Consider the following 12,897-nt stretch of genomic DNA (forward strand, 5'->3'; position numbering starts at 1 on the left):
TCCTTATGCCTTGCTCTGTTCGAAGTGGTACTTGCCCGTCTTCAGGCTGCTGGGGCCCAGGCGCGCATACTTGAACATCAGGTACATCTCGATGATCAGCAGCACCGTGTAGAACAGGAAGATCCCGATCAGAGAGAACCAGATCTCGGACGCAGGAATGTTGGATGCGGAGACGTAGGTCGGCAGCATCTCGGCGATGGTCCAGGGTTGACGGCCATACTCGGCGACAAACCAGCCCGCCTCGATGGCGATCCAGGGCAGCGGGATGCCCCACAGCAGCGCCTTGAGCAGCCACTTGCGCTCGCCGATCTTGTGGCGGGTGCTGTCATAGAAGGCCAGACCGATCAGCACCAGCATCAGGATGCCGCAGGCGACCATGATGCGGAAGGCGAAGAACAGCGGCAGCACCTGCGGGATGGAATCATCCACGGCGGCCTTGATCTGCTCGTCGGTGGCGTCGGTCACGTTCGGGGTGTAGCGCTTGAGCAGCAGGCCGTAGCCCAGATCCTGCTTCACTTCGTCGAAGCGGGCGCGGGTATCCTCGGACTTGTCACCGGATTGCAGCTTGGTCAGCAGTTCGTAGGCGGTCATGCCGTTGCGCACGCGCAGTTCGTGCTCGCTCTTCAGATCCTTGAGGCCGGTCACCTGGCCGTCCAGGGAACGGGTGGCGATGATGCCGAGGGCATAGGGGATCTTGATGGCGTAATCGGTGCGCATCTCCTCCTGGTTCGGGATGCCGAACAGGGTGAAGGAGGCCGGCGCCGGCTCGGTGTTCCATTCGGCCTCGATGGCCGCCAGTTTCACCTTCTGCACCTCGCCGGTCTCGTAACCAGACTCGTCGCCCAGCACCAGCACGGAGAGGATGGAGGCCATGCCGAACGCCGCCGCGATGGCGAAGGAGCGACGGGCAAAGGCCACGTCACGGTGCTTCAGCAGGTAGTAGGAAGAGATGCCCAGCACGAACATGGCGCCCGTGGTGTAGCCTGCCGCGACGGTGTGGACGAACTTGACCTGAGCGACCGGGTTGAACACCAGGTCGGCGAAGCTCACCATCTCCATGCGCATGGATTCGAAGTTGAACTCGGCACCCACCGGGTTCTGCATCCAGCCGTTGGCGACCAGGATCCAGAGGGCGGAGAGGTTGGTCCCGAGTGCCATCAGCCAGGTGGCGGCCAGGTGCTGGCGCTTGCTGAGGCGATCCCAACCGAAGAAGAACATGCCGACGAAGGTGGACTCCAGGAAGAAGGCCATCAGCCCTTCGATGGCCAGCGGGGCCCCGAAGATGTCGCCGACATAGTGGGAGTAGTAGGCCCAGTTTGTACCGAACTGAAACTCCATGGTGAGCCCTGTGGTGACCCCCAGGGCAAAGTTGATCCCGAACAACTTGCCCCAGAACTTGGTCATGTCCCGGTAGACAGTGTTGTTGGTCATCACATAGACAGACTCCATGATCGCCAGGAGGAAGGCCATTCCCAGCGTCAGGGGTACAAACAGGAAGTGATAAAGGGCCGTCGCGGCAAATTGGAACCGCGATAGGTCTACCACATGCTCAGCAATCATGATGTTTCCTCACCGATTATTGGCACGGCTATTTTGAGTTTTAAGGACAAAGCTTCCATTGGAAGTCCCCGAATGGTCGATCACCCCTCGCGGACTGACCGGATTCGACTGCCACCACATTAACAACAAGGCAATATACGAGAACAAAAAAAGCTAATGTTTAACATCTTTCAAACAATAACTATGGTTCTATTCCCGCCTATAATGATCGCTGTTTTATATCACCTTTATTTGATTGAAATCAATGTAAAACCACCGTCAATACATGCCTTTTCAAGGCAACTTACGAGCCAATTCATATTAATTGTGCGAACCGCATCACAAAAAACACAAGAACATAAATTATTGATTTAAATCAATTTTATAAAGAAACAAAATAGTTTCAATTCTGTTAATCAAATAGTGAAAGCCATAAAAAGCGCGCTCATTATTTCATTATTTAAAAAATGATGCGGCTCATCATAAAAGCAATTTAAAACCAGTAAAAACACATGTTTATGCGTATATCCCGCCCCAGTGAAATCATTACTTTATCTAATCAAAAGCCCATAGATTTTCTTGTTTGTTCCTCCCGGCAAGAGCTCCTACAATGCGCCTCGCAGTGAGGGCATACCTCTGGATACAGGCCGGTCATTCCGGGTTCCCGGTACGTATTCGATGAACATTTCGAACCTGTTTGTTGGGATTAATGATGAAAAAGTTTGTTGCCAAGACCATCCGTTACTACAAGCTTTCTTTCGTTCAACTCTATCAAATGAACCGACTCTGAGGCCTCGCGACGGCTCCTTTGTTTTTTCCCGACCGGCCTGCAGACGCCCTCACAGTCTGTGAACATCCATCCTGAATTGTCTTTGCCCACCGCATCCGCCGTGGGCTTTTTTTTACACGCACAACAAAAAACCGCCTCGAGGGCGGTTTTTTCGTTCACATCGCGGCGCTTACTGCTCTGCCGGCCGTTCCAGGCCGAAGTGCGCATAGGCTCTCTGGGTCGCGATCCGCCCTCTGGGTGTACGTTGCAGATAGCCTTGCTGGATCAGATAGGGTTCCAGCACATCCTCGATGGTGTCCTTCTCCTCGCCGATGGCGGCGGCCAGGTTGTCGAGCCCCACGGGCCCCCCCATAAACTTGTCGATGACGGCCAACAATAGCTTGCGATCCATGAAGTCGAAACCCTCGTTGTCCACGTCCAGCATGTCCATGGCGCGGGCCGCAATGGGTCCGTCAATCCGCCCGTCGGACTTCACCTGGGCGAAATCCCGCACCCGTCTTAACAATCGGTTAGCAATGCGCGGCGTGCCCCGGGAGCGGCGCGCCACCTCCAGCGCCCCGTCGCTCGACATGTCGAGGCCGAGACAGCGGGCGCTGCGGGAAACGATGTCGGTGAGGTCCTTGACGTTGTAGAACTCCAGCCGCTGGACGATGCCGAAGCGATCCCGTAGCGGGCTGGTCAGGGAACCGGCCCGGGTGGTGGCGCCGATCAGGGTGAAGGGGGGCAGGTCGAGCTTGATGGAGCGGGCGGCGGGGCCCTCCCCTATCATGATGTCGAGCTGGTAGTCCTCCATCGCCGGGTAGAGCACCTCTTCCACCACCGGGCTCAGGCGGTGGATCTCGTCGATGAAGAGCACATCGTTCGGCTCCAGGTTGGTGAGCAGGGCGGCGAGATCGCCGGCCTTCTCCAGCACGGGGCCCGAGGTGGTCTTGATGTTGACCCCCATCTCGTTGGCGACGATGTTGGCCAGCGTGGTCTTGCCGAGACCGGGCGGACCGAAGATCAGCAGGTGATCGAGGGCTTCCCCACGCTGGCGGGCCGCCTCGATGAAGATCTCCATCTGGTCGCAGACGTGATCCTGCCCGGTGTAATCGGCCAGTTTCCTGGGCCGGATGGCCCGATCGATGATCTCGTCCTCGCGGGCAGCCCCCGCCGAGATGAGACGATCCGCTTCAATCATGGGCTACCTCACGCGCTGCATCCCCGCTCGCACCGGCGCACGGCAGGGGGTGATCCGCTCTGTTCATGGTCACACTCACACCAGGCTGCGCAGGGATTCGCGGATGATGGCCTCGACCGACATCCCCTCGACCGCCACCTTGGTGACGATCTGGCTCGCCTGCTGCGGCTTGTAGCCGAGTGCCACCAAGGCGCTGGCCGCCTCCTCGCTCGCATCGGGGGCGCGCAGCGGGCTCTCCTTGGCAGGCAGGGCGATCTCGGCCGGGGAGAAGAGATCGTGGCTGACCCAGCCCTTGAGCCTGTCCTTCATCTCCACCACCAGCCGCTCGGCGGTCTTCTTGCCCACCCCGGGCAGCTTGACCAGAGAGCTTATCTCCTCGCGCTCGACACTCATCACGAACTGGGTGGCCGTCATGCCGGAGAGGATCGCCAGCGCCAGCTTGGGGCCGACCCCGTTGGTCTTGATCAGCTCGCGAAACAGCGCCCGCTCCTGCTTGTGATTGAAGCCATACAGCAACTGGGCATCTTCCCGCACCACGAAGTGGGTGTGGATCACCGCCTCCTTCCCCAATTCCGGCAGATCATAGAAGCAGCTCATGGGCATGTGCACCTCGTACCCCAGGCCCCCCACTTCGATCAGGACCTCGGGGGGTTGCTTCTCGATGATGACGCCTCTCAAGCGACCGATCATGTTCTCTTCCTCGCCACGCAGACTCTTTCCAAATTGGCCACTAGCATAAAGAATAACTGGATAAGTATCCAGCATAGGCCGCCCCCGGCCTCGCCCTCACCAGACTGAATTTAGCCCTTGGGCCACGAGGCTCGGCCTGTTAAAATTCCGCACTTGAAATTTTCCAGGGCCAAGCCGCCCGAACTAGCGAAGGTCTACCGCGATGCGTACCAGCCAATATCTGCTTTCCACTCTCAAGGAAACCCCCTCCGACGCAGAGGTCATCAGCCACCAGCTGATGCTGCGCGCCGGCATGATCCGCAAACTCGCCTCCGGCATGTACGCCTGGCTGCCGACCGGCCTGCGGGTGCTGAAGAAGATCGAGAACATTGTTCGCGAAGAGATGAACAATGCTGGTGCCATCGAAGTCTCCATGCCGGTGGTACAGCCCGCCGAGCTGTGGCAGGAGTCCGGCCGCTGGGATGACTACGGTCCCGAGCTGTGCCGCCTGACCGACCGCCACAACCGTCCCTTCGTGCTGGGCCCGACCCACGAAGAGGTGATCACCGCCCTGGTCCGTTATGAAGTGAACAGCTACAAGCAGCTGCCGCTGAACCTCTACCAGATCCAGACCAAGTTCCGCGACGAAGTGCGCCCCCGCTTCGGCGTGATGCGCGGCCGCGAGTTCCTGATGAAGGATGCCTACTCCTTCCACATCGACAAGGATTCTCTGGTCGAGACCTACGAGAAGATGCACGCCGCCTACTGTGCCGCCTTCACCCGCATGGGCCTGAACTTCCGTCCGGTGCAGGCCGATACCGGCTCCATCGGCGGCACCGGCTCCCACGAATTCCAGGTGCTGGCCGAGAGCGGTGAGGATCTGATCGCCTTCTCCGACAGCTCCGACTACGCCGCCAACATCGAGATGGCCGAGGCGCTGGCACCGGCGGGCGAGCGTCCTGCCGCGACCAAGGCCCTGGCCAAGGTCGCCACCCCGGCCGTGCACACCATCGACGAAGTGGCCGCCTTCCTGGCCGTGGCCCCAGCCGCCATCGCCAAGACCCTGCTGGTGCTGGGCGAAGCGGACGAGCACGGCAAGCAGGCGGTCATCGCCCTGGTGCTGCGTGGCGACCACGAGCTGAACGAGATCAAGGCCGAGAAGCTCTCTGGCGTCGCCAACCCGCTGACCTTCGCCAACGACGAGCAGATCAAAGCTGCCGCCGGTTGCGACGCAGGCTCCATCGGCCCGGTCGGCTTTGCCGGTCGCATCATCGTCGATCGCAGCGCCGCCCACCTGGCGGACTTCGTCTGCGGCGCCAACGAGACCGGCTTCCACCTGACCGGTGCCAACTGGGATCGCGACATCGCCACCTATGAAGTTGCCGACCTGCGCAACGTGGTGGAAGGCGACCCGAGCCCGTGCGGCCAGGGCAAGCTGCTGCTCAAGCGCGGCATCGAAGTGGGTCACATCTTCCAGCTGGGTACCAAGTACTCCGAAGCCATGAAGGCGAGCGTGCTGAACGAGGGCGGCAAGTCCGTCACCATGGAGATGGGTTGCTACGGTATCGGGGTCTCCCGCCTGGTGGCCGCCGCCATCGAGCAGAACAACGACCAGTACGGCATCATCTGGCCGGACGCCATCGCCCCGTTCGAAGTGGCCATCGTCCCCATGAACATGCACAAGTCCGAGCGCGTGGCCGAGCAGGCACAGCAGTTCTACGCCGAGCTGAAGGCCGCCGGTGTGGATGTGCTGTTCGATGACCGCAAGGAGCGCCCGGGCGTGATGTTCGCCGACATGGAGCTGCTGGGGATCCCCCACGCCATCGTCATCGGCGACCGCGGCCTCGACAACGGCGTGGTGGAGTACAAGTGCCGCCGCACCGGCGAGAAGCAGGAAGTGGCGATCAGCGAGATCGTCGCCCTGCTCAAGGGCAAGCTGGGTCGCTGATAACGCCGACACCGCCTTTCGCTTTTCATAAGAAAGCCCCGAGAGCAACGGCACTCGGGGCTTTTTATATGGCTCTCAGCCATGATGCACAAAAATGCGCCTCCAGCGTGAACCATTGAGATAACTGTATTGCCCTGTACACGGCACGGCTGATTTCCTAGACTGGCGCTCTTTACCCAGCTTGCCCGAGAAGTCATGTCCATCGCCTCAGCCAATACCGTTGTCGTGCTCGACTTCGAGACCACAGGGCTTTCACCCGGACAAGGGGATAGAGCCATCGAGATCGGTGCCGTCAGAATCAAGGATGGCCATATCAGCGAGCGTTTCTCGGCATTGATGAATCCGGGCTTCAACGTGAGCAGCTTCATCGAGCAATATACCGGGATCAGCAATGCCATGCTGAAACAGGCTCCCCCCTGCAACGAGGTGATGGCGGATTTCGTCGACTTTATCGGTGATGACAATCTGGTCGCCCACAACGCCTCCTTCGACAAGCGCTTTCTGGATGCGGAACTAGAGCGATTGCCGGCGCAATACCGCGGGCAGTTCGCCTGCTCCCTGCTGCTGTCGAGGCGCCTGTTTCCCGATGCCCCGGATCACAAGCTGGGTACCCTGGTGCAATACCGGTGCCTGCCCAATGACGGGGTGTTTCACCGCGCCCTGGCGGATGCCGAGGTGACGGCCCACCTCTGGCTCGCCTTGTTGGAAGAGCTGGCGTGTCGATATGGCATTATCGACCCGGATTTTGAATTGCTGCTGACCCTTGGCAAGAAGCCAAAACAGGTGATCCCATCCTTCCTGCGGGAATATGCGGCTCGGAAGTAACATGTGCCGACATGCATCATCAATCATTCATGCCATGTCGGTATTAAATTTACCCGCCTTCAAATCCATGATGGCCCGGCGTAAAGACAGGCAGGCAAGAAGATAATTTAGAAAAAAGCGCGCCAAATGGCGCGCTTTTTGTTTCCTTGTCATCTGGCGACAGGGCCGGCTCACGGCGCCTCAGCCATTGCGACCGATAAAGAGATCGGTCACATGGCAGCTGCTGCGCGCCTCCAGGGCGTCCAGCATGTAGGCCGCCGCGTCTTCCGGAGTCATGAAGCCGCTCGGGTCCACGTGATCCGAGTTCTCCCAGAATTCGCTGCGGATCCCGCTCGGATAGAGGTTCACCAGCCGCAGGGGCGAGCCCTTGAGCTCGGCCCGCAGGGACTCCAGAAAGCCCCGCATCCCCCACTTGGAGGCGCAGTAGAGGCTCTCGTTGGCCTTGCCGGCCTGGGCCGCCGAGGAGAGCACATTGGCCAGCACGCCGCCCTTTTCGCCGATGAGACGCACTGTCTGCTGGGCCACCAGTATGGTGGAGACGAGGTTGCTCTCCACCACCCGGCGGATCTGCTCGGCGGTGTAGACGCCCACCGGGCCGAACTCGCCGACACCGGCGCAGTGCAGCACCAGATCGGGCAGGCCGCCCCACTCCACTGCGGCGGCAAAGGCGACGTCCACCTCTTCGTGGTGCGCGAGATCGGCGGCGATGCCGACCACGGCGCTGCCGAGGCGCTGCTCCTGCTCCTGCAGTTTCTGGTAGCGGCGACCCATCATGGAGACGCGATGGCCGCGCTCAACCAGTCCTATGGTCAGTGCACGCCCGAGCCCGGAGCCCGCGCCAGTCACTATGATATGGCCCATCTTCTCTCCTCATCAGAGCCAGCCATCACTTAGCCGTGATGCGCCGCCCGGGGCGTCAGATCAGAAGGTGAACTCGCCACCGATGAACCAGCCGTCGATAGTCTGGTCGACGCGGTCGAAGTCCATCTCGGCCTCACGCCAGCCGGCACGGATCTTGAGCGGCACGGTGGAGAACTTGTAGGAACCGCCCAGACGGTAGTCGTAGTTGTCGGCATCCTGCACGCGCATGTCGCCGAAGGCCGCAAAGCCCGTCCCCGGGATGCGCACTTCACCGCCGGTGTAGGCCATCAGCACGTCCTTGTCATAGGAGTAGTGCTGGGTGTTGAAATCGCCGTCGTAACGACGACCGGTCAGACCCAGATCGATCTGGAACAGGTCGTTGTTGAACAGGCGATAGTAGAGGCTCAGATCATAGGCCAGCAGATCGTTGTTGAAGGCGCCGCCGCTGCTGCTGAAGTCGGACATCTCGAACTTGGCGTTGGGCAGCAGCAGAATGCCGTGCTCCAGTTGCAGGTAGCCGCTCCAGTTGTAGTTCTCGTCATAGCTGCCAGCACTCACACCGCTGACCTGGCCGCTGCCCTGGGCGTTCCACAGATCGGCACCCGCGGCAAACCGCCAGTCATCGGCGGCGGTGGCGGCGTGGCTGAACAGGGCCAGTACACAACCGGCAATCAAGGTCTTCTTCATCATAAGGCTCCATCATGGACGGGAAAGGCCATCATTTTACCCGGAGTGCACGGAATACCTAGAGTAAAAAGCTGAACAAGCGTCCAGAAATGTCAGTGCTGCATGCCTTTCATCGGCTCGACGGGCTTCACCGGCAGGCTCAGGCCCAGGCTCTGGCCATCGTCCAGGGTCAGGGTCAGCGGGAAAGGGGTCCCCTGGGAGAGCTCGCGCACCTCGAACAGCATGATGTGCAGGCTGCCGGGTTTGAGGACGGCCTCCCCCCTGGCGGGGATCTCGATGCGCTCCACCTGGCGCATCTTCATCACCCCGTTCTCGTGCAGATGGGTGTGCAGCTCGGCACGACCCGCCTCCGGGGAAGCCGCCGCCACCAGCGCCACCGGCTTGTCCCCATCGTTCTTGAGCACCATGAAGGCCGCCGTGTTCGGCGAGCCCGGGGGCAGCAGGCGCACATAGCCGTCGACGGCCTCGACCTTGGCCAGCGCGGGGGCGGCCAGGAGCAGGGCCAGGCTGGAGTAAAACGCACGTTTGAACATGGTTGAAATCCTTTTATGATGTTGTTAAACGAAGCGAAGCTTACCCCCTATGGCAAGCTTTTGGCAGCCCCGACAACAAGGATTCAGACATGCCCCTCACAATTCTGACCGAACAGCAGGATGGCCTGCTCATCCTGACCCTCAACCGGCCGGACAAGCGCAATGCCCTCAACGCCGGGATGTATCAGGCCCTTGCCGACGCGCTGCGCCAGGCGACCCGGGACGAGCACGTGCATGCCCTGCTGCTGCAGGGACAGCCCGACTGCTTCACCGCCGGCAACGATCTCGCGGACTTCGTGGGGAAGGAGACCCTGGAGGCCGACGACCCCATACTGCAGTTCCTCCACACCCTGGCCGATTTTCCCAAGCCGGTGATCGCCGCCGTCGCGGGCCCGGCGGTGGGGATAGGCACCACCCTGCTGCTGCACTGCGATCTGGTCTATCTGGCGGACAACGCCAGGCTGCAACTGCCCTTCGTCGAGCTGGGGCTGGTGCCCGAGTTCGCCTCCAGCCTGCTGCTGCCCCGCGCCGTGGGCCATCTGAAGGCGGCGGAGCTGCTGTTGCTGGCCGACCCCATGGATGCCTCCGAGGCGCTGCGCCTCGGACTCGCCAACCGGGTGCTGGCTGCGTCCGAACTGCTCCCCTTCGCCCGGGAGCAGGGGCTGAGGCTGGCGGCCAAGCCGCCGAAGGCGCTGCAAAAGAGCAAGGCGCTGCTCAGGCAGGAGCTCAAGCAGGCGGTGCACTTCGTCATCGATCTGGAGGCGCGTGCCTTCTCCCAGGCCCTGCAGGGGGAGGAGGCCCAGCGCCGCATCGCCCACCGGCTCAGGCGCTGAGGGCCAATCGCTAGTTCAGGCGAAAACGCCCGATCAGCTCGCAGCCCTGCACCTTGTCCTGCACCTGGATCAGTCGGGCGATCTCGGGGTTGGGGTGGCGCTTCAGGAAGGCGAGCAGGGCCGCGCGGCAGCAGCCCAGCTCGCTGATGAGGGATTCGCACGCCCGGTTGGGGCACTGGGGCACCAGGGCGGTGACCAGTTCGGAGGCGAGCTTGAGGTAGCGCAGCTCATAGGCGGGTTCGTCCATGGCACGCCAGAAGTCGGCCATGCGGTGACAGGTGGCGACCCGCATGCTGGCCAGCTCGTCCAGATCCCCGGACGTCAGTTCATACACCTCGCCCAGGGCCTGCTGATAGAGGCAGATGGCCGTGCCAAGTGCCCCCATGCCCAGGGCGTTTTCCGCCTCCAGCATGTAACGTTGCCAGTGTTGATTCGCCATCTTCCTCTCCTCTGCCGACACGAGTGGAACCTGTATCATGGCCAATCGAGAATAAATATCAACCCGAGCCTTTGTGCAGGATCCCTCAGCCCGCCGCTCTTGGCTGGTTGACGCGACACTGTTTGCCGGGATAACCGGGCAGGGTGCCGGCCTTGGCGCCGCAGGCCAGGCGCTTGGCCTCGGCGAGGCGCTCCGCGAGGTTGGCCTCGTTGACCGGCTGCCAGCCCATCTGCTGGCCGAGCCAGCTGGCCCAGGCGAACTCGACGAAATAGACCTGCTCCCCCTTGCTGAAGTAGCCCGCATCCTGCAGCAGCCCCGCCAGGGTGCGGTAGGGGTAGTCCGGCAGATCCCCGATGTGCCGGGGCAGCTGCTCCGGGGTCAGGGGCCGGCCCCGTTCATCCTTGAGCCAGGCCCAGTGGTTGTTCTGCATCTGGCTCCAGAAATTGGCCCTGTCCTGCAGCCGGGCGATCACCTTGACCCTGGCCTGCTTCACCCCCTGCTGCCACAGCGCCTTGGTCAGGTGGTGCCTGTCCACCAGCCAGTAGCCGCCATCGGGGGCAATCACTATGGGGATCTCTTTCTTCTTCATCAATTTGTCGAGCTGCTTCTCGCTCTTGTCCGCCAGCTCCTGCGCCGTGGCGTCCACCTGGAGCTGGCCCACCCCGCCCTGGGTCGGATGAAGCTGGTCGATGGGCACCTCGCACCAGCTCCCCACCGGGCTCTCCTTCTCGCACGGGGCCAGCGCCCAGGCCCCCTGGCTCAGCACACAGGCCAACAAGATCCATGCTCTCATCACTCTCTCCTCCTCGCGCTCCAGACGGGCGCACGTTGACAGCCACCCCGGATATCATGGGACTCACTCTGGCGGTCTGACCAGCAAAGGGGATATCATGATTTCCCGTCTGCCGGCGATGCATTCTCGCCGACTTTTCTCCCCGCTTCACACAATTTGAAGGATTCGCCATGAAAGGATGGAGCCCCCTGCTGGCCCTGCTGGGTTGCGTCAGTGTCCAGGCCGCCGATGTACCGCCCGGCACTGAACTCGCCGCCGAACAGGCGGTCGTGCGTCATATCAAGGATGAGCCGGCCAGCCTGAGCCCCCTCAAGCTGGTCGGCCTGCCGGAGCTGCAGGTGCTCAGGGATCTCTACGAGGGGTTGCTGACCCAGGGGCCGGACGGCAAGGTGCTGCCCGGGGTGGCCGCCCGCTGGGAGAACAGGGGCAATCGGCAGTTCACATTCCACCTGAGGCCCGATGCCCGCTGGTCCAACGGGGATCCCGTGCGCGCCGCCGACTTCGTCTACGGCTGGCGCAAGCTGGTCGATCCGAAAGAAGCCGCCACCTTCGCCTGGTTCGCCCAGCTTGCCCGCTTCGACAAGGTGGACGACATCGTGGCCGGCAAGCTGGCCCCCGAGGCGCTCGGGGTGAAGGCCCTCGACCAGCATACCCTGCAGGTGACCCTCTCCCAGCCGGTGCCCTACTTCCTGAGCCTGCTGACCCACCCCAGCCTGTCGCCGCTGCACAGGGCCAGCATGGAACAATACGGCAGCCAGTGGACCCAGCCCGGCAAGCTGGTGGGCAACGGCGCCTTCGTGCTGAGTCACCGGGTGGTGAACGAGAAGCTGGAGCTGACCCCGAACCCCTACTACTGGGATCGCGCCCATACCGTGTTGACCAAGGTCACCTTCGTCCCCATCAACCAGGAGAGCGCGGCCACCCTCCGCTACCTGGCCGGGGATCTGCACATCACCGAGTCCTTCCCCAAGGAGCAGTATCACAAGCTGATGCAGCAGATCCCGGGCGAGGTCCATACCCCGGATCAGCTCGGCACCTACTACTACGCCTTCAACACCCAACGCCCGCCTCTCGACGACGTGCGGGTGCGCAAGGCACTCTCCTACACCATCGATCGGGGCCTGATTGCCGACAAGGTGCTGGGCACAGGCGAGAAGCCCGCCTACCACTTCACCCCGGACGTGACCGCCGGCTTCGCGCCCAAGCCCAACCTGATCTCCACCCACAGCCAGCAGGCGCTCGACGAGCAGGCCAGGGCGCTGCTCAAGGAGGCCGGTTACGGCCCGGACAAGCCCCTCAAGCTGACCCTGCTGTACAACACGGCGGAGATCCACAAGAAGATGGCGCTGGCCATCGCCAACCTGTGGAAGCAGAAGCTGGGGGCCAGGGTCGAGCTCACCAACCAGGAGTGGAAGAGCTACCTCGACAGCCGCCAGAGCGGCCAGTTCGAGGTGATCCGCTCCTCCTGGGTGGCCGATTACAACGACCCGTCCGCCTTCCTCGGCCTCTGGGGATCCGGCCACAGCGGCAATATGGCCCGTTTCGCGAACCCCCATTACGACACCCTGCTGACCAGGGCGGCCGCCAGCCAGGATCCCGCCGAGCGCGGCCGCCTGTTCGACGAGGCCGAAGCCATACTGCAGGAGGAGGCCCCCATCGCCCCCATCTACCAGTACACCAATGCCCGGCTCATCAAGCCCTGGCTCAAGGGCTATCCCATCAACAACCCGGAGGACGTGGCCTACAGCCGCCAGCTCTACCTCGTCAAGCACTGAGCAATCGAGGGGCCAGCCTGTCTGG

At 61.9% G+C, this 12,897-nt stretch carries 12 protein-coding genes; 4 read left to right on the plus strand and 8 right to left on the minus strand.

The genetic code is table 11. The annotated features are described in order from the left end of the window. Positions 1-3: 3 nt before the first annotated feature. From R2B70_RS16470 to ruvA, 3 genes are all read right to left on the minus strand, one after another. Positions 4-1,560 carry a cytochrome ubiquinol oxidase subunit I gene (locus R2B70_RS16470; RefSeq protein WP_209794724.1) on the minus strand — a complete coding sequence of 519 codons (1,557 nt, stop codon included), beginning with the start codon at positions 1,558-1,560 and terminating at the stop codon, positions 4-6. Positions 1,561-2,498: 938 nt separating this feature from the next. Next, positions 2,499-3,509, minus strand: a complete 1,011-nt coding sequence (gene ruvB / locus R2B70_RS16475; RefSeq protein WP_042074100.1) for a Holliday junction branch migration DNA helicase RuvB — start codon at positions 3,507-3,509, stop codon at positions 2,499-2,501. A 75-nt stretch (positions 3,510-3,584) separates the two neighbouring features. Next, positions 3,585-4,199, minus strand: a complete 615-nt coding sequence (gene ruvA, locus R2B70_RS16480) for a Holliday junction branch migration protein RuvA (RefSeq protein ID WP_042074096.1) — start codon at positions 4,197-4,199, stop codon at positions 3,585-3,587. A gap of 202 nt (positions 4,200-4,401) precedes the next feature. Between ruvA and R2B70_RS16485 the strand changes: the two genes are divergently transcribed. After that, the gene (locus tag R2B70_RS16485) at positions 4,402-6,126 is read left to right on the plus strand and encodes a proline--tRNA ligase (RefSeq protein WP_318162009.1); all 1,725 of its coding nucleotides are present in this window, start codon (positions 4,402-4,404) and stop codon (positions 6,124-6,126) included. A 195-nt stretch (positions 6,127-6,321) separates the two neighbouring features. Then, positions 6,322-6,951, plus strand: a complete 630-nt coding sequence (locus R2B70_RS16490; protein ID WP_219142816.1) for a PolC-type DNA polymerase III — start codon at positions 6,322-6,324, stop codon at positions 6,949-6,951. A 180-nt stretch (positions 6,952-7,131) separates the two neighbouring features. Here R2B70_RS16490 and R2B70_RS16495 read toward each other — a convergent pair whose 3' ends face one another. The 3 genes from R2B70_RS16495 to R2B70_RS16505 form a co-directional block, all read right to left on the minus strand. Continuing rightward, positions 7,132-7,812, minus strand: a complete 681-nt coding sequence (locus R2B70_RS16495; RefSeq protein WP_201934653.1) for an SDR family oxidoreductase — start codon at positions 7,810-7,812, stop codon at positions 7,132-7,134. 60 nt (positions 7,813-7,872) lie between these two features. Next, on the minus strand, positions 7,873-8,499 hold the full coding sequence (locus tag R2B70_RS16500) for a TIGR04219 family outer membrane beta-barrel protein (RefSeq protein ID WP_042074091.1): 627 nt from the start codon (positions 8,497-8,499) through the stop codon (positions 7,873-7,875). A gap of 92 nt (positions 8,500-8,591) precedes the next feature. Further along, positions 8,592-9,032: a copper chaperone PCu(A)C gene (locus R2B70_RS16505; RefSeq protein WP_042074090.1), complete on the minus strand. Its 441-nt coding sequence runs from the start codon at positions 9,030-9,032 to the stop codon at positions 8,592-8,594. An 89-nt stretch (positions 9,033-9,121) separates the two neighbouring features. Here R2B70_RS16505 and R2B70_RS16510 point away from each other — a divergent pair, with 89 nt between their 5' ends. After that, entirely contained in the window at positions 9,122-9,865 is a 744-nt protein-coding gene (locus tag R2B70_RS16510) for an enoyl-CoA hydratase-related protein (RefSeq protein ID WP_318162010.1), read from the plus strand. 10 nt (positions 9,866-9,875) lie between these two features. On the opposite strand, the gene R2B70_RS16515 is transcribed toward R2B70_RS16510, so the two are convergent. Together R2B70_RS16515 and R2B70_RS16520 are read right to left on the minus strand one after the other, a co-directional pair. Next, positions 9,876-10,304, minus strand: coding sequence for a DUF2753 family protein (locus tag R2B70_RS16515; protein WP_318162011.1), 429 nt, complete (start codon positions 10,302-10,304; stop codon positions 9,876-9,878). An 85-nt stretch (positions 10,305-10,389) separates the two neighbouring features. Next, on the minus strand, positions 10,390-11,097 hold the full coding sequence (locus R2B70_RS16520; RefSeq protein ID WP_219142818.1) for a ParB-like protein: 708 nt from the start codon (positions 11,095-11,097) through the stop codon (positions 10,390-10,392). A 170-nt stretch (positions 11,098-11,267) separates the two neighbouring features. Between R2B70_RS16520 and R2B70_RS16525 the strand changes: the two genes are divergently transcribed. Further along, entirely contained in the window at positions 11,268-12,872 is a 1,605-nt protein-coding gene (locus tag R2B70_RS16525; protein ID WP_318162012.1) for a peptide ABC transporter substrate-binding protein, read from the plus strand. Positions 12,873-12,897 lie beyond the last annotated feature (25 nt).

Origin of the sequence: Aeromonas sp. XH (assembly GCF_033348475.1) — a bacterium.
Taxonomy (GTDB): domain Bacteria; phylum Pseudomonadota; class Gammaproteobacteria; order Enterobacterales; family Aeromonadaceae; genus Aeromonas; species Aeromonas sanarellii.

Bases quoted from the DNA above. Each gene is read 5' to 3' on its own strand.
- R2B70_RS16470 (WP_209794724.1), bottom strand. From the start codon at position 1,560: ATGATTGCTGAGCATGTGGTAGACCTATCGCGGTTCCAATTTGCCGCG.
- ruvB (WP_042074100.1), bottom strand. From the start codon at position 3,509: ATGATTGAAGCGGATCGTCTCATCTCGGCGGGGGCTGCCCGCGAGGAC.
- ruvA (WP_042074096.1), bottom strand. From the start codon at position 4,199: ATGATCGGTCGCTTGAGAGGCGTCATCATCGAGAAGCAACCCCCCGAG.
- R2B70_RS16485 (WP_318162009.1), top strand. From the start codon at position 4,402: ATGCGTACCAGCCAATATCTGCTTTCCACTCTCAAGGAAACCCCCTCC.
- R2B70_RS16490 (WP_219142816.1), top strand. From the start codon at position 6,322: ATGTCCATCGCCTCAGCCAATACCGTTGTCGTGCTCGACTTCGAGACC.
- R2B70_RS16495 (WP_201934653.1), bottom strand. From the start codon at position 7,812: ATGGGCCATATCATAGTGACTGGCGCGGGCTCCGGGCTCGGGCGTGCA.
- R2B70_RS16500 (WP_042074091.1), bottom strand. From the start codon at position 8,499: ATGAAGAAGACCTTGATTGCCGGTTGTGTACTGGCCCTGTTCAGCCAC.
- R2B70_RS16505 (WP_042074090.1), bottom strand. From the start codon at position 9,032: ATGTTCAAACGTGCGTTTTACTCCAGCCTGGCCCTGCTCCTGGCCGCC.
- R2B70_RS16510 (WP_318162010.1), top strand. From the start codon at position 9,122: ATGCCCCTCACAATTCTGACCGAACAGCAGGATGGCCTGCTCATCCTG.
- R2B70_RS16515 (WP_318162011.1), bottom strand. From the start codon at position 10,304: ATGGCGAATCAACACTGGCAACGTTACATGCTGGAGGCGGAAAACGCC.
- R2B70_RS16520 (WP_219142818.1), bottom strand. From the start codon at position 11,097: ATGAGAGCATGGATCTTGTTGGCCTGTGTGCTGAGCCAGGGGGCCTGG.
- R2B70_RS16525 (WP_318162012.1), top strand. From the start codon at position 11,268: ATGAAAGGATGGAGCCCCCTGCTGGCCCTGCTGGGTTGCGTCAGTGTC.